Raw genomic sequence first — 17,034 nt, 5'->3', positions numbered from 1 at the left:
TTATCATACTTACTTTCTCCTAGTATTAGCAAAACCAATTCTCATCAAACTTTAGCACCTCACAAGAGAGATTATAAACTTAGAATAACTAATTTTTATATACTAGACGCATAGAGACTTCTCAACCTTATTTCTCTTCAAATCCTTCTGCGACTGCGTCTGCAAAGTTTTCTTCTACGATGCTTGCACAGTGGTCACAGATGACTGCATGGTAGCTGCGTTCTGCTGTTGTTGGGTCGATACGACGGCAACGGTCACATACTTGGCCTGCAGCGCGTTCAACTGTGAAGGCTACATCTTCGAAGCTAACAGCAGTTTCTGGAGCTAGTCCCTCTGCGATGGTCAATTCAGACACGATTAAAAGTTGAGCTACATTGCTGTTTACTGCTTCGAGTAAAGTTTTCACAACTTCATTTGGATAAACTGTCAAGTGTGCTTCAAGTGATTTACCGATTACTTTTGCATTACGAGCTTCTTCCAAGGCTTTTTGAGCTTGTCCACGGAAGTCCATGAAGGCAGCCCATGTATCCAAGATTTCTTCTTGGTTAGCAAAAGTTTCCGCTTCTGGCAATTCTGATAATTGAACAAAATCTTCTGCTTCAAACTCAAGGTATGACCAGATTTCTTCCGCAGTGTGAGGAAGGATTGGTGTCAAGAGTTTGGTGATTTTCACAAGAATGTCATAGAAGACAGTCTGCATTTGACGGCGTTCCAGTGATTTGGCACCTTCGATGTAAACAACATCTTTAGCAAAATCAAGGTAGAATGCTGACAAATCAACGTTGATAAAGTTCACCAAGGCCTTATAGATTGTCAAGAATTCAAAGTCCGCATAGGCATCACGAATGGTCTTGACAAGCTGGTTAAAGCGAATCGTCATGTACTTATCAACTGAACGAAGTTCATCGTAAGCGACTACATCTTGAGCTGGGTTAAAGTCAGATGTGTTGGCAATCAAGAAACGAAGAGTGTTACGAATCTTACGGTAAGTTTCAGAGACTTGGCTCAAAATATCCATAGAGATACGCACGTCGTTGCTTGAATCCACACTTGTTACCCAAAGACGCAAGATTTCAGCACCAAATTGTTTTTCAACATCACTTGGAGCAATGGTATTTCCAAGAGATTTAGACATCTTCTCACCTTTACCGTCAAGGGCAAAACCTTGTGACAAGATTTGCTTGTAAGGTGCTACACCATGGTTGGCAACAGATGTGATGAGTGATGAGTTGAACCAACCACGGTATTGGTCAGAACCTTCTAGGTAAAGGTCTGCTGGGTAAGTCAACTCAGGACGGTTTACTACAACTCCATTCCATGATGAACCTGAGTCAAACCAAACGTCCATGATATCTGTTTCTTTTTTGAACTCACCATTTGGTGAACCTGGATGAGTAAATCCTTCTGGCAAGAGGTCCTTAGCATCACGTTCCCACCAAATGCTTGAACCATGTTCTTCAAAAAGTTGAGCTACGTGTTCAATCGTTTCAGCAGTCATGATCGCTGTACCATCTTCAGCGTAGAAGATAGGAAGCGGAACACCCCAAGCACGTTGACGAGAGATAACCCAGTCGCCACGGTCACGAATCATATTGTAAAGACGGACTTTACCCCATTCTGAGTGGAATTTCACTTTTTCAATTTCATCCAAGATTTCTTGGCGGAATTTTGAAACAGAGGCGAACCATTGTGGTACTGCACGCCAGATGATTGGTTTCTTGGTACGCCAGTCAAATGGGTATGAGTGGGAGATTTCTTCTTGGGCAAGAAGGAGGTTACCAAGTTTTTCAATAACAGTTGGAACTACCTTTTCATAGAATTGACCTTCAAACTCAGCACCAGCATTAGCCATCATGATACCACGTTCGTCAACAGTGACTGCGACTTCAAGATCATTAGCAATACCGACATTGTAGTCGTCCTCACCAAAACCAGGGGCTGTATGGACAATACCAGTACCAGAGTCAGTTGTAACATGGTCACCAAGAATCACCAACTCATCTACAGCTGTATCCCATGGGTGTTCTGTTACGATGTGGTTCAATTCTTGACCACGGTAAGTTGCCAACACTTGAACATCAGCCCAATCAAATTTCTCAGACAAGCTAGTCAACAACTCTGCAGCAACGACAAACTTACGAGCTTCACCAGCAGGTTGAACCAAAACGTAATCAATATCTGCACCAACCGTCAAACCACGAGAAGCTGTGATGGTAAATGGAGTAGTTGTCCAAACAACGATGTAAGTATCTGTATCTAGAACACCTTTGCCATCTTTGACCTTGTTGGCATAGTAAAGGGAAGTTGAAACCAAGTCATGGTATTCAATCTCTGCTTCCGCAAGGGCTGACTCAGATGACCAAGACCAGTAAACTGGCTTGGCACCACGGTAAATGTAACCTTTATTAGCCATCTCACCAAATACACGGATTTGAGCTGCCTCATAGTCAGGAGTCAAAGTCACATATGGATTTTCCCAGTCACCAGAAACACCCAAACGTTTAAAGTCTTCACGTTGTTTATCTACTTGAGAAAGAGCATATTCACGGCAAAGTTTCAAGTACTCAACCAAGTCCATTTCTTTGCGTTTGACACCTTGTTTTGCCAAAACTTGCTCGATTGGCAGACCATGAGTGTCCCAACCCGGGATAAATGGTGCGTAAAAACCTGACATAGATTTTGAGCGAACAATGATATCTTTTGAAATCTTGTTCATAGCATGTCCAACGTGGATATTTCCGTTAGCGTATGGAGGGCCATCATGCAAGGTGAAATGAGGTTTTCCTTGGTTCAATTCTTGACGACGTTGGTAAAGTTTTGCATCTTCCCATTCCTTTTGCCAAACTGGCTCTTTGGTCGGAAGGCCTGCACGCATTGGGAAAGCTGTTTTCCCAAGGTTAAGGGTATCTTTGAGTTTCATGGTATCTCCTTTATAAATAATAACAAATTAAAAACCACGACTGCCAAAAAGGACGAAAATCGTGGTACCACCTTTATTCGGAAAAAGATTTAGTCTTTCTCCCTCTTATCCCGTAACGTGGGGAACGTCAAATCTTACTAGCTTCAGACTTGAGTTTTTGAGAGGATAATCTTATCGTTAGGGAATGCAGGACTCACACCATCTCCTGCTCGCTGGAAATATAAGGATAAGATATTGTTCTCAGAATATTTCTTATAAAATTGTAACAGATTCTTGCGGTGCTTCAAATCCTGGTGCTGAATCAAACGTTTCTGTAGTTGGTGTTGGAGCCGAAGGATGTACTGGAGCTACTTCTGGTTCTTCGTACATTGGACCAACTGGATGAGCAGGCTCTTCTTCCATTTGAGGACTCACTACAGGAGTTGGATTTTCCACTTCCTGTTTAGCCTGAGCTTCAAATTCAGCCAATTCTTTATTGGCTGCCTCAATACGAGCTTGTAACTCTGCCATTTCTGCTTGAGAGAACTGACGTGTCATATCAATTGGTTCTTCCTCAATTGGAGCTGGAATCGGTTCCCCAAGTACTTCGCTAACCACTTCTTTAAAGGCTTCATCACTGGTTTGAAGATAAGTAGCTGTTGGACGGAGAATATCTTCCCAATCTGAAGATTCAACAATAGCCAACTGGCTCTCAATTGTAGATTTAAGACGTTGGTGGAAGACACGGCTCTTGTTCTTCAATTCTTCTGTTTCAACAGCAACTTTCTTAGCATTATCCGTTGCTTGACGAAGAATCTCGTTTGCCTTATATTTAGCTTCTTCCAACAAGCGTTGCGCATCCTGCTCTGCTTGATGAATGATATTGTTTGAACGTTCATGCGCCGCCTGTTTCACTCGCTCAGCTGTGTCTTGGGCAATCAATACAGACTGGCTCAATGAATCTTTCATCTCATCAAAGTAAGACAAACGCTCTTCTAAACTCTTAATACGCAAATCTTTATCATGATTCGCACGAACAAGATCTTCGTAATCACGAACCACAATATCTAAAAATTCATCGACTTCTTCTGGATCAAAACCTCTGAATCGAGTTCCAAAGGTTTTGTCCTTTATTTCTAATGATGTAATTGGCATTCTATTCCTCACTTACTTAATAATAACTGGACGGTTATTTTTTTCTTCTCTTTTTTCGTTTGTCCCTTATCTTGAAGCAATCTCAAGCGCCCAAATTTTCTCACACTAATCAAGTCTCCAACTTGAACAATATAATCTGATTTGTCTACCACATGATAATTTACTTGGACAAGTTTCTTTTCAATCAACTGGTTTGCTTGATTCCTAGATAGTTTCAAAACATTTGATAAAAGAACATCTAATCTAAAACTAGACACAGATAAATCCAGCTCTCGATACTGTTCTAGCTTATCTATTTTCTCGGTGAAAGGACGGTCCTCCAGCGAAACGGGTATACGGCCAATTTTCTTTAATCCATCTTGAAAGAGAAGAAGAAATTGCTGATTGACCATAATCTGCGCCCGTTCTTCATCTACTAGGATATCTCCAAAAAGTTTCCGTTCAATCCCTAATTGATTGATGACTGTCCCTAAAATCTTAGCATGCGTTAAGTGTTCAAATTTATTGGAATACACTATTTCCTGGAGAGATATTTCAAAATCTGAAAACTCTGGCTGGAAATAATCTGGGTATAATAAAACTCGAACATACTCACTCAAGACGAATTCCCCACTACTGCTACAAGCAAGACCATAGGTTTTGGCCAAAATCTTTAATAGCTTCTCCTGATGAGGATTGATAAAAGGAGTTAAAAAAGGAGCATAGCTATCTTCTACCTTCTTTATCCATTCCATTCCCTTGTCAAGAAATGGACGATCTTCTATGGAGAAATGCTGGTAAATCCCTTTATTCATCCTATCATCGCCAGAAAACGGACTAGGTTTTCTCCTAAAAATCGAATCAAAACAATCGCAACCCAAACAGATAAATCAAGACCTGCTATCTGTAAAGGCAGGCGTTGCAAGGGAGAAAGCACTGGCTTTACCAATGCTACAATCCAACGACCTAAACTGGATTCATAGGCACCTGGAAACCAAGACATGACAGCGAAGGCTACTAAAATCAGGGAGTAAATATCCACTGCATTATAAATCATACGAATTAAAAAAATCATTATCGTACTCTATTTCGCTTCATATCAAAGCCAAACTCACCATTTTGTTCTTCATCTGGCAAGCGAATATCTTCTACATTGACAATGACATTCACTGGTGTCAACAGATACATGGTAGAAGCTACCTTTTTCAGATTACCAGCTAGAACATGACAAGCTCCATCCAAATAGTCCAAACAACGACGGGCCTGCACCTCTGTCATATACTGAAAATCAATCAAAATACTTTCGTTGCCTGCCAATAAATCAACAATTTCTGTTGCGTCTTCATATTTTCTAGGATAACGAACATCTATAATGACCTTATCCGTTGCACGCTGACTCTGATTTGCCAATTCCTGTTGTCTTGCATGAAGTCTGGTGATATTGCTATCTTTTGCACCAGCAGACTGTGAAGGTTGATGCATTGGGAGAGCCGGTTCCTGTGAAGAATTTACTGGAGTAAACACAGGCTCATCTCTTTTTTCATAAGGGAGACTTGAATCCTCATCCTCCGTAAAATAATCTATAAATCTATCGAATCTATCTTTTAAAGACATGGTTCTCTCCTACTTAAAAAATGCTGTACCTATACGAACAAAGGTGGAACCGAATTGAATCGCTTCTTTATAATCACGACTCATTCCCATACTTAACTCAGTCATAGGCATATTTGGAATTTGTTTTTCTTGAATTTCTCTTTGCAAATCTTGGGTCGCCTTGAAAATCTCTTTCAACTGCTCCCTGCTAGCTTCAAAGGGTGCCATCGTCATTAAACCAACATATTCAATCTTATCTAGTCTGGCTAACTCTGGCAAGATTTCCAGCAGTTCCTCTCTCGAAAAACCGTGCTTGCTTTCTTCTTTAGAAATATTTACCTGAAGGAAACACTTGATGACTCGGTCACTTCTTTTTTGAATTTCCTCTGCTAGCTTGACTGAATCCAAAGCATGGAAATAATCAACGTATTGAATGACATCTTTCACCTTACGTCTTTGTAAGGTACCAATCAAATGCCAAGTCACATCTCGATCTTTTAAAGCTTCATATTTCTCCAGAAACTTATCGACACGATTTTCACCGATATGATGAACACCTAGCGGAAGCAAGGCTTCCGCTGTCGGTACATCTACATACTTGGTAACTGCAATGACAGAGACTGAACCACTCTCTCGATGAGCACTCAGACTAGCCTCTGCAACTTCTCGAAAAACAAGTTCTGTATTTTCTTTTACATTCATTTACTTAACGATTTTTGAAAAATGGAGGTGTATCCAATTCATCTTCATCTTGTGATGTTGGGGCTTCAAAGCGTTCAACTGGAGAAACGACTGAATCTGTTGTACGAACAATCGATTCACGGCGAAGATCCCAATCACCAAAAGCAGATGCCTGAGTTGGTTCCAAACGACGTGGATTTTGTTTTGGCAATTCAGCTGTTTCTGCCATATCAAAATGACGATCAAACCCATGTGAATGGGCTGGTTTCACTGTCTCACGGTAGTTAGTAGTCGGTCTAGCTTGTGGAGCCACAACCTTTTCTACGCGGTCTTGACGAACACCCGTTGCGACAACTGTTACACGAATTTCATCACGCATACTTTCATCAATTGAAGTACCGAGCCAGATGTTCACTCCTTGACCTGCTGCCTGGTTCACAATTTGTGAAGCCTCTTCTGCCTCAATCAAGGTTAAGTCGAGCCCACCAGTAACGTTGACGATAACATCCTCAGCACCGTCAATTGTTGTTTCAAGAAGTGGAGAGTAAATTGCCTTACGCGCCGCTTCTACCACACGTTCTTCTCCACTACCGATACCAATCCCCATAAGAGCATTCCCTTTATTTGCCATCACCGTTTTCACATCGGCAAAGTCAAGGTTAATCAATCCTGGATTGGTAATCAAATCGGTAATTCCTTGAACACCTTGACGAAGAACGTTATCCGCTTCGCTAAGAGCCTCCAAGAGCGGTGTTTTCTTATCAACAATTTCAAGCAAGTTGTTGTTTGAAATAATCAATAGAGTATCTACATGCTCACGTAGTTGATTGATTCCTTCTACAGCAAATTGTCCACGCTTGCTTCCTTCAAAACCAAACGGACGTGTTACAACACCAACTGTAAGAGCACCTAAATCTTTGGCGATACGAGCAATAACAGGAGCAGCTCCAGTTCCAGAGCCTCCTCCCATACCAGCAGTGATGAAGACCATATCTGCGCCACTGATAGCTTCCGTCAGTGTTTCTTCGCTTTCTTCAGCAGCTTTACGACCAACCTCAGGTTGACCTCCTGCACCCAAACCACGAGTCAATTTAGGTCCCAACTGAATAACAGTCTCAGCTTTTGTACTGCTCAATGCTTGTACATCTGTGTTTGCTGCGATAAATTCTACACCTGTAACACCTTCGTCGACCATACGGTTGATGGCATTGCCACCACCTCCACCGACACCAATTACTTTAATCACTGCACCTTGAGCAGCAGCTGTATCAAATGAAAATGTCATAATTTATTTTTCCTCTTTATTCGTCAAACATGCTTCCGATCAAGCCACGGAAACGATCTGCTAATTTCGGTTTATTTTGTGAAGCTTGTTGGAAATCCGCCATTGGTTCTGTAGGCGCCACCGGCTCTACTTCTGGAGCTGGAGCTGGTTGAATAGGCGTTGATTGTACAAACTGAGCTGTCTTTTGCAACATCCCACCAAAGCTAATCGGCTGATGACTTAAGTCATTCTCACCTTTTATAGCTCTCTGAGCCAAAAGATTAACTTCTGTTAATTGACCCGCAAATTCTGATAAACTAATCACATGCGCAAAGGCTGGATTACGGATACCAACTTGATTTGGAACATAAAGCTTGACACGGACGCCAAAGACTTCCTGAGCAAGTTCAACCATACCCGGTAAAATGGCATTCCCACCGATTAAGACAATACCACCAGGGAGCTCCAATAGACGTCTTCTATCTAATTCTTGCTTAATTTGTTCAAGGATGTGCTTAATTCGTGCAGAAATAATTTCTGACAAGTAGGCTTCCGTCACTTCGACTGCTTCTACTTCTCCAATAACTTCTACTTGGAAGGTTTCTTTGCTTGCAAGAGGCGGATAGGCTTCCCCATAATTCAGTTTCAAGCCTTCCGCTAATTTGCGAGAAGTTTTCAAGACTTTAGAGATATCCTTAGTTACATAATCTCCGCCTTCTTGGAGAATATTGGTAAACTGGAGTTCTTGGTTACGGATTGTAGCGACAGTCGTTTGACCTGCCCCCATATCAATCACTGTAGCACCAAATTCACGTTCCCCTTCGTTCAAAACTGATTGAACCATTGCTAGTGGCGAAATGATAACATTTTCAACCTGGACACCTGCACGTTCAACTGTCTTACGCAAATTGTGCAAGATAGTACGAGGTCCTGTATAAAGCAAACCACGCATTTCAAGGCGAACCCCCATCATGCCACGTGGGTCACGAATCCCTTGGAAACCATCCACAATAAATTCTTCAGGAATAAAGGTAATGACTTCACGGTCAGGTGTCATACTCTTTGTCAAAGCTGATTTGACAACATTTTCAACATCTTGATCCGTAATTTCCTTGGTATCAGATGTTACTGGAATCATCCCTTGAGTTGGTTCGACCTGCAAAAGATTACCAGGCAAGCCGACATTCACTGATTTAATCGAAATGCCTGCCTTTTCTTCCGCTTGGGAAATAGCTGATTTGATAGCAGTTGCTGCTGCATCAATATCAACAATAATTCCATCCTTTACACCTTTACTTTTGGCATTACTCACGCCAATTACATTTAATTCACCATTTCTCTTCTCGGCCACAAGCACCTTGACAGAGCTTGTTCCAATATCTAGACCTGTAAAAAAGCCTTCTCTAGCCATTACATCGCATCCTCTCTATCTTCCAAGTTTCGCACTTCGTATTATTCCATAGCTAAACATAGGCATAGCTATTCACAGAATATTATAACACAAAAAATTTAATCGTGCTTGCTTTTTTCCTAAATTTCCCAGCCAATTTTTGAATTTGTCTATTCAGAAATTTTTGTTTTATAGGCTACTTGTAAAACACTCTAAGACAAAAAAAGAAAGCTCTGTGTTAAGCTTTCTTTGCAATCATTTTTTCTGCTTCTTGTTCTAAAAATAGTTCCAAGATTTTCTTTGTTAACGTAATCGCTGCTGACAGGGCCAGAGAAACGATTAAATAATTAGCTATTAAGCCATGGTCTCCAACCAATGGTGGTTTTGTCAGGAATCCGTAATCTCCACCTGTTACCGAATTGACCACAAAAATCAAGGCATTTAATGCAAAGGTCATGAGAAAAATTCCCTTCACATCCAACAATCGCGCATTATACTGTCTCAATAGATAAACTAGAGAGTTCCCCAAGAGTGCTAAATGCCCAAAAATAAAGGATAAAATGGTGATATGGGGGAAAGGATAGGCATCTGACACTGGATAAACAAAGGCTGCTAATGTCCCAAATGTTCCTAGTAATGCAAAATACTGCCTATATTTAGACTGACCAGGAAGCAAAAGCACCACAAACATAGCCATACGGCAATGGTAAAAGGGTAAGCTTTCTGATAGTGGCATATGGTTGACCCCATACCAACCATAAAGTAGGATTAACTGAACGGCCTGTAAAATCTGGAAAAATCGTTGGTAAACCCTCGTTTCACGATAGCGATAGGCTGTATAAAAGGTCAAACCCAAGAGTGTAAATATACTGATATACCAAAAAAGATCAAACTTGGGTGGTTCTGTTGCTTGGGTCGTAAAGAAAATATCCCATAAATTCATCTAGTCTTCCTCATGATTCAAAATTTTCCTGCATTTTATTATACCATGCTATTTGTCAAAAATGGATTTAGAAATACGATAATCATCTTCTTAGTCAAGATATTGCTCCCTCTGACCTTGATAAACCTGCCAAAGAAGCTCTATTTGCTCCTTGGTAATGCGTTTTTCAGATAAGACTGGCAGTTGGTCAATGGCAAAAAATTGAAGGTCAGCAATTTCTTGATTTTCTTGGAATTGTCCATCAAGAAGCTTACATTCAAAAACAAACTTTGCATATTGCTTGCTCTGTAGTTGGAAACGATTGGTATCAAAAACAGCTAGTAGTCGTTCAACTTTGGCTTTAAAACCGGTTTCTTCTTCAATTTCCTTGAGAATATTTTCTGTTGGAGAATAACCAACCTCACCAAAGCCACCTGGCAAAGCCCAATCATTCTCTCCTTGTCCCCTAACCAGACAAATCTTTTCGTCCTCAACAATCCAAGCACGGACGTCCATTAACGGAGTTGCATAAGCAGAAGTTGGCTTCAAAACTTCTGCCACTTCTTCGGCATCAAGGTCTGATGCTTGATTCAACATTTCAGATAACAGACTTCGCAAGTCTTCATAGCGCTCACGGTCGAAAGGATCTTTTGTAAAGGTTAATCCAGTATCTGTAAGGGCAATCATTCTTTGAAGATACTTGGCAAAATCACTAGCATTCATTTTCTAAACTTTCTACCAGCTTAGCTAGATTCATGGAGTTAGAGCCCTTGAGCAAGATTTGATCATTAGCTCCTAGACTTTCCTTGACCTGCTTAACTAGGTCTTCAAATTGGTCTTGGTTTTCTGTTTTCTTGAAGTAGTAAACGTGGCCGATTGGGAACATTTGACTAGCAAGTTGGGCTAATTCAGCAATGTCTTCTCCATAGAAAATAACGGTATCCAGCACATCTGGCGAGAGGCTCAAAATCATCTGGTTATGGAGCTGAACTGACTGGTCACCAAGTTCCTTCATGTCCGCCAAGACAGCGATTTTCTTGCCACCTTCGTTGGCTGGAATGGCAGAGAAAGTCTCTAAAATCAGCTTCATAGCAGTTGGATTGGCATTGTAAACATCTGATAAGATATCTGCTCCATTGGCTGCTTTCTTCCATTCGGTACGGTTACGCGTCAATTCAAGGTTTTGGAAAGCCTTATGAATTTGCTCCTCTGAAACCCCTTCTTGTAGGGCAACATAAGACGCAATCATGGCATTAGTGGCATTGTACTTACCAGTCACCGGTAAATCAAGCGCTTGTTCCAAGAAATTAGCCTTAAAGGTCAGACTGTCCTTGCGCTCAATCAAGTCTGTGATTTCCAGCTCTGCTCCTTGCCCAAAACGGACCACCTTTTTATCAGCTGGCAGGTAGGCCTCTACAATAGGGTCAGCCGGAGCTAAAAGCAAGGAACCTTCAGCCATGCCATCTGCAATTTGCATTTTCCCTTTAGCAATCTCAGAACGGTCTTTGAAAAAGGCCAAATGGGCTTCTCCAACCAAGGTCACGATGGCTGCTTTTGGACGAGCCAATTCAGACAAGAGATGAATATCTCCCAAGTGATCCTGCCCCATCTCCAAGACCAACTTTTCTGTTCCTTCAGGCATATGGAGAACTGTGTAGGGAAGACCAATCTCGTTGTTGTAGTTTCCTTGTGTTTTGTAGGTTTTGTAGGTTGTCGATAGCAAGTGTGCCAACATATCCTTGGTCGTTGTCTTACCATTTGAACCTGTAACTGCAAAGACATCAACTGCCGTTTTTTCAAGATAGTAGGCAGCTAGTTGTTGAAAGGCAGTCAAAACGTCATCTACCAGAATATAAGGATAATTTGCAAGCTCTTTCTCAGACAGGGTTGCTGCTGCACCATTTTCAAAAGCTCTTTCGATAAAGTCATGACCGTCACGCGCACCTTTAAGTGGCACAAATAAATCTCCTGTCGCAATCAAACGACTGTCAAACTCAGCCTTTTCTAACTGGGTGTCCTCAAAGATGCTGATATCATTTTTAGCTCCGACAACTTGGGCCACTTCATGAATTGTTAATTTCATTTCTACTCCTTTAAAAAGGGTCGAAATCCGAGAACTCTAGTCACCTTGCAGTGATGGTTCTGGCTTCTACCCTCTCTTTCATTTTATAGCAAATGCGCTTCGCGCTTGTCAAAACTTTCCTTGGCAAGGTCAACCAAACGCTCGATTAAGTCTGGATAGCTGATTCCCATATTGTCCCAAAGAAGTGGATACATTGACCACTGGGTGAAACCTGGCATGGTATTGAGCTCGTTTAGGAAAACCTCTCCCTTATCTGTATAGAAGAAATCGCAACGAGATAGACCGAGCCCACCAATCGCACGGAAAGCTGTTTCTGCATTTTGGCGCATGACAGCTACTACATCATCACTGATTTTGGCTGGGATGTCCATAGTAATCTTGTTGTCAATATACTTGGCATCGTAGTCATAAAAGGCAACATCCTTGACTACTTCTCCTGGAAGGGTGCTTTTGACATCGTAGTTGCCCAGTAGACCAACCTCGATTTCACGGGCATTTACCCCTTGCTCTACCAAGACACGACTGTCATATCGGAAGGCAAGTTCCAAAGCTTGGCGGAGTTCTTCTTGATTTTCAGATTTAGAAATACCGACACTAGAACCCATGTTTGACGGCTTAGTGAAGACTGGATAAGCCAATTTTTCTTCCACTTCAGCGATTTTAGCAGTCACATCATCCCCTTCAACGATAGCCACATAAGAAACTTGGGCAATGCCAGCAGATTCTAACACACGCTTGGTCGTGATTTTATCCATGGCAAGACTCGATGACAAGATATTGCAGCCGACATACGGCATTTTCAAAACTTCCAAGAATCCTTGAACAGAGCCATCTTCTCCCATCGGACCGTGAAGAACTGGAAAGACAACTGCCCCTTCTTCGTAGATGGCACTTGGTACAACTTTCTTATCCCAATCAATGGTCGCATTGGTCATGAGACGGTCCTCTTGACCTGGAGTCTGACTAAATTCCTGCGTTTTGATAAAGTCACCTGACTGGCTGATGAAGAAAGTCTTGACTGTGAAACGGTCGTAATTAACCGCACGCATGACACTTTCCGCTGAAAGGACAGAGACTTCGCGTTCCGCACTCCGTCCACCATATAAAAGAATAATCGTTTGTTTCATATTATTTGTCCTAATTCTACTAGAATACTCGCTCTTTAGTATATCATATTTGCTTGTTTTTTTAAAACTTGAACCTGATCCTACTCATCACACTATACAAAAAGAGGCCGATATGAACGATTTTCAGCCTCCTTGATTTTTTATAAATGAATGGAGTTCGTAAATTTATCTAGACTTACAACTCTGTTCGATTTTCAATAGCCCGTAAGAGGGTGACTTCGTCCGCATACTCGATATCTGCTCCCACAGCAAGGCCTCGTGCCAGACGCGTAACCTTGATCCCAGCTGGCTTGAGTAAGCGGGAAAGATACATGGAAGTCGCTTCCCCATCTGCTGTGGCATTGGTTGCTACGATTACTTCTGAAACCTCACTATCCATCAGACGAGTCATGAGACTCTTGAGATTGATATCATCTGGACTAATACCATTCATGGGAGAAATGAGTCCATGCAGGACATGATAGAGTCCATGGTATTCTTGGATATTCTCCATGGCTGCCACATCGCGACTATCTTCGAGAACTAAAATCGTTGTCTGGTCACGAGTCGGATCGGTACAGATAGAGCAAGGATCGTCATCAGTCAGGCGACCGCAGATGGAACAGTAGGTCAGCTCTCTCTTAGCAGAAAGGAGATTTTTAGCAAATTCATTGACATCGTCATCAGACATTCCAATAGTATAGAAGGCCAGACGTGTAGCCGTCTTAATCCCGATACCCGGTAACTTAGAATAACTGTCAATTAGCTTAGCAATAGGTGTTGGATAAAGCATCTGTTCCTTTCTAATTCATTGGATGATGTTGGTTATAGAGGTTGATAATATCGCGCGCAATGGAAGGTCCGACACCATTTGTAAGGTTGGTGTTATGAGGGAAGACAACAGCTACAGCGATTTGAGGATTATCTGATGGTGCATAGGCCACAGCATTGGTATTGTTAGCTTCTTGACCTCCCTCAACATAACTTTCGGCAGTACCTGTTTTTCCACTAATGGATACCGCTGCGCCATTTGAAAAGGCACGACCGGTTGTCAATCCACTAGTCCCATGAGCAACCTGATAAAAACCTTGGTGCAAGACACTCATATCGGAGTCGGATATATTGACCTTATTCATCTCTGTCGGTTGCAGTTGCTGAATCAAGTCGCCCAGGCCTCCCTTATCATTATTTCCATAAATACCTTCCACAATACGAGGAGCCACACGAACACCATCATTTGCAATAGTTGCTACATACTGAGCCAACTGCATGGGCGTATAGTTATCAAACTGCCCAAAGGCATTGGTGATGTAATTAGCAAAGCTATACTCTTTGGGAACAAATCCAGTAGATTCATCTGGTAGGTCAATTCCGGTCGCAGCCCCCAAGCCATATTCGCCAAAGGTCGCACGAAGTTTTCCCATAGCTGTTTCCAAATTGCTGGTTCCAACAAACATATTTGGTTGATAGGTCTGGCCCATGATTCCAAGAGCGGTTTGAACCATGTAAGCATTAGATGAATACTCCAAGGCTTCCACAGCTGTAATAGGAAAAGATCCATATGCCAATTTATACCAAGAATAAATTGGAGCTGAACCTTGGAAAACAATAGGCTGATCTGTTAAGGTTTGGTTTCCTGATAAAACACCATTTTCCCAACCTGAGCTGATGGTAGCGGCCTTAACTACTGACCCTGGGACAAAGACATTGGTTACCGTTCCCAAGGAATCAGGAGTCAACTCTCCCGTTTTCAGGTCATGTTTGAGTCCTGACATAGACAAAACAGCACCTGTTTTGGGGTTAAGGGCGACTGCATACACACCCTCAGAATACTTGGCTCCACCATTTCCTAGCTCGGAATTGAAATAACTTTTCAGCAAAGCATCCACGCTATCTTGGAAGGCCAAATCAATGGTCAGTTTGATATTGTTTCCCTTACTACCTTCCTCAATTGTGTCCACGCTTTCCATATTGCCATATTTATCCAGATGGATTTCTTTTACCGAGCGTTTTCCTTGTAAGGTCTCTTCATATTGCTTTTCCAAATACGAGGTTCCAACACGGTCATTTAGAGAATAGCCTTTTTTAAGATAGGATTCTGCTTCTTCCGCTGGGAGACCAGCTTTTTCACTGGATACACTCCCTACTATAGAAGAAAGGGAAGTTTCCAAAATCTTTCGATCCCAAGAAGTAGAAATACTAATGCCAGGCATCTCCTTTGAAATAGAGGCAATAACAGCCACCTGAGAATCATTTAGAGGATCTGTCGCAATGGTTCCTGTCGCAAAGTTTCCAACAGCATTTAACTGACTAAAAAGATAGATTTCTTTCTTTTCATCCTCTGTATAGTTTAGTTGACTTGTTGGGACACTATCGACCGCATTGTTATACAGTTCTGATTCGGATAGGCGATTGCCATCTGAATCCAAGCGTTTCTCACTTGGGAGAGCTTCCACTGTTTTTTTATAGATTTCAGGATCAGCCAAATAGTAATCAGCCAGCTGGCGTTCTGTCAAATTTGGCGAACTGATGCTCACATAAGTCAGTAACTTTTTAGCTATTTCTTTTAAGTCTGTAGCCGTCATTTTATTGCTACGCGTAAAGGAAACAACCTGTTTTAACGTATTTTCTACCAAAGGTTTTCCACTAGCATCATAGATTTCCCCACGGGCAGAACTGGTTGTGACCTTGGTCTGACTAGCTGAGGCTAGCTTTTTTTCGTAAAAATCCTTGTTCAAAATCTGCATATACAACAAACGACCAATAATGGTCATAAAGAGTAAAATGACGATTGAAAACAATAAATTAAGCCGAATCGGAATCGAATGGCTGTTAAATTTTCTCATACAAATCAGTCTCATTTCTAACTTAAAATCTTACTCTTAATTGTACCACAATTTGAGCAGAAAATTATGGAAAAGAAAGAAGCTTTTTTTCGTTTTTACAGTAAGATACGTTTTTATTTATCCATCCCTATATTATATGTTATAATGAATGTAAAAGTTCAATAATCTAGTCTTTTTCCAACACGACTCATTTAAAGGAGCCTTCCCTATGGACAAACCAGATATCGCAACTGTCATTGATTCACATTTTGAAGAAATGACAGACCTAGAGCAAGAAATCGCTCGCTATTTTTTACAAGCAGAAACCATTCAAGATGACCTTTCCTCCCAACAGGTCACTCAAAAATTACATATCTCTCAGGCTGCTCTGACCCGCTTTGCTAAAAAGTGTGGCTTTACAGGTTATCGAGAATTTATTTTCCAATACCAACATGAGGCAGAACATCAAGCCAACCAAGTCTTCAAGCACAGTCCACTGACCAAACGAGTCCTCAGAAGCTATAGCAATATGCGGGAACAAACACAAGACTTGATTGACGAAGTCCAACTAGAACGAATTGCCCAATTAATCGAAGATGCTGAGCGTGTCTACTTCTTCGGAACAGGTAGTTCTGGCCTTGTTGCTCGTGAAATGAAATTGCGCTTCATGCGTCTGGGTGTGGTCTGCGAAGCTTTGACCGATCAAGACGGCTTTGCCTGGACAACCAGTATTATGGACGAAAATTGTCTCGTACTTGGTTTCTCACTTTCTGGCACAACTCCCTCTATTTTAGACAGTTTATTAGACGCTAAGGAGATGGGGGCAAAGACGGTACTCTTTTCAAGTGTTCCCAATAAAGATAGTCAGGTCTACACAGAGACTGTTCTTGTAGCCACCCACAGCCAGCCTTCCTATATCCAACGAATATCCGCTCAACTTCCTATGCTCTTCTTTATCGATTTGATTTATGCCTACTTTTTGGAAATCAATCGTGAAAACAAGGAAAAAATCTTTAATAGCTACTGGGAAAATAAGAAACTCAACGGCTATCGTAGACAAAAACGCGTCAGAAAATCCTAGTTTGGCTGAGCCAAACTAGGATTTTTATTCATCACCAAACATACCTCTTCAAGATT

The 17,034-nt window shown here is 41.6% G+C and carries 15 protein-coding genes; 1 reads left to right on the top strand and 14 read right to left on the bottom strand.

Annotation, left to right across the window (positions count from 1 at the left end; genetic code table 11):
- Positions 1 to 127: 127 nt before the first annotated feature.
- The 14 genes from ileS to pbp2b form a co-directional block, all read right to left on the bottom strand.
- Complete coding sequence (gene ileS / locus HT714_RS04500; protein WP_173225755.1) at positions 128 to 2,920, bottom strand: isoleucine--tRNA ligase; 2,793 nt, start codon at positions 2,918 to 2,920, stop codon at positions 128 to 130.
- A 252-nt stretch (positions 2,921 to 3,172) separates the two neighbouring features.
- Positions 3,173 to 4,054, bottom strand: coding sequence for a DivIVA domain-containing protein (locus tag HT714_RS04495; RefSeq protein WP_345789531.1), 882 nt, complete (start codon positions 4,052 to 4,054; stop codon positions 3,173 to 3,175).
- A gap of 8 nt (positions 4,055 to 4,062) precedes the next feature.
- Positions 4,063 to 4,848 carry an RNA-binding protein gene (locus tag HT714_RS04490; RefSeq protein WP_173225752.1) on the bottom strand — a complete coding sequence of 262 codons (786 nt, stop codon included), beginning with the start codon at positions 4,846 to 4,848 and terminating at the stop codon, positions 4,063 to 4,065.
- On the bottom strand, positions 4,845 to 5,108 hold the full coding sequence (locus HT714_RS04485) for a YggT family protein (protein ID WP_100104129.1): 264 nt from the start codon (positions 5,106 to 5,108) through the stop codon (positions 4,845 to 4,847). Before HT714_RS04485 ends, HT714_RS04490 begins: the two co-directional genes overlap by 4 nt.
- The gene (locus HT714_RS04480) at positions 5,108 to 5,647 is read right to left on the bottom strand and encodes a cell division protein SepF (protein ID WP_173225748.1); all 540 of its coding nucleotides are present in this window, start codon (positions 5,645 to 5,647) and stop codon (positions 5,108 to 5,110) included. The genes HT714_RS04485 and HT714_RS04480 overlap by 1 nt, the downstream gene beginning before the upstream one ends.
- 9 nt (positions 5,648 to 5,656) lie before the next feature.
- Complete coding sequence (locus HT714_RS04475) at positions 5,657 to 6,328, bottom strand: YggS family pyridoxal phosphate-dependent enzyme (RefSeq protein WP_173225744.1); 672 nt, start codon at positions 6,326 to 6,328, stop codon at positions 5,657 to 5,659.
- 4 nt (positions 6,329 to 6,332) lie between these two features.
- Complete coding sequence (ftsZ, locus tag HT714_RS04470) at positions 6,333 to 7,592, bottom strand: cell division protein FtsZ (protein WP_000144272.1); 1,260 nt, start codon at positions 7,590 to 7,592, stop codon at positions 6,333 to 6,335.
- Positions 7,593 to 7,608: 16 nt separating this feature from the next.
- Positions 7,609 to 8,982 carry a cell division protein FtsA gene (gene ftsA / locus HT714_RS04465; protein ID WP_173225738.1) on the bottom strand — a complete coding sequence of 458 codons (1,374 nt, stop codon included), beginning with the start codon at positions 8,980 to 8,982 and terminating at the stop codon, positions 7,609 to 7,611.
- A 217-nt stretch (positions 8,983 to 9,199) separates the two neighbouring features.
- On the bottom strand, positions 9,200 to 9,904 hold the full coding sequence (locus tag HT714_RS04460) for a TIGR02206 family membrane protein (protein ID WP_173225735.1): 705 nt from the start codon (positions 9,902 to 9,904) through the stop codon (positions 9,200 to 9,202).
- Between the two features lie 90 nt (positions 9,905 to 9,994).
- The gene (locus tag HT714_RS04455) at positions 9,995 to 10,606 is read right to left on the bottom strand and encodes an NUDIX hydrolase (protein WP_173225732.1); all 612 of its coding nucleotides are present in this window, start codon (positions 10,604 to 10,606) and stop codon (positions 9,995 to 9,997) included.
- On the bottom strand, positions 10,596 to 11,966 hold the full coding sequence (gene murF, locus HT714_RS04450) for a UDP-N-acetylmuramoyl-tripeptide--D-alanyl-D-alanine ligase (RefSeq protein ID WP_173225729.1): 1,371 nt from the start codon (positions 11,964 to 11,966) through the stop codon (positions 10,596 to 10,598). The genes HT714_RS04455 and murF overlap by 11 nt, the downstream gene beginning before the upstream one ends.
- A gap of 83 nt (positions 11,967 to 12,049) precedes the next feature.
- A complete protein-coding gene (locus HT714_RS04445) occupies positions 12,050 to 13,093 on the bottom strand; it encodes a D-alanine--D-alanine ligase (RefSeq protein ID WP_173225726.1) in 1,044 nt (347 codons plus the stop codon).
- 175 nt (positions 13,094 to 13,268) lie between these two features.
- Positions 13,269 to 13,865, bottom strand: a complete 597-nt coding sequence (gene recR, locus HT714_RS04440; protein ID WP_000966754.1) for a recombination mediator RecR — start codon at positions 13,863 to 13,865, stop codon at positions 13,269 to 13,271.
- Between the two features lie 10 nt (positions 13,866 to 13,875).
- The gene (pbp2b, locus tag HT714_RS04435) at positions 13,876 to 15,933 is read right to left on the bottom strand and encodes a penicillin-binding protein 2B (RefSeq protein WP_173225722.1); all 2,058 of its coding nucleotides are present in this window, start codon (positions 15,931 to 15,933) and stop codon (positions 13,876 to 13,878) included.
- Between the two features lie 193 nt (positions 15,934 to 16,126).
- On the opposite strand from pbp2b, the gene HT714_RS04430 reads away from it, so the two are divergent.
- Positions 16,127 to 16,978, top strand: a complete 852-nt coding sequence (locus HT714_RS04430) for a MurR/RpiR family transcriptional regulator (RefSeq protein ID WP_173225719.1) — start codon at positions 16,127 to 16,129, stop codon at positions 16,976 to 16,978.
- Positions 16,979 to 17,034 lie beyond the last annotated feature (56 nt).

Origin of the sequence: Streptococcus sp. 3705 (assembly GCF_013277145.1) — a bacterium.
Classification (GTDB): Bacteria; Bacillota; Bacilli; order Lactobacillales; family Streptococcaceae; genus Streptococcus.
Note: the sequence above shows the minus strand (reverse complement) of the source record. Positions and strands in the feature narration are given on the sequence as shown.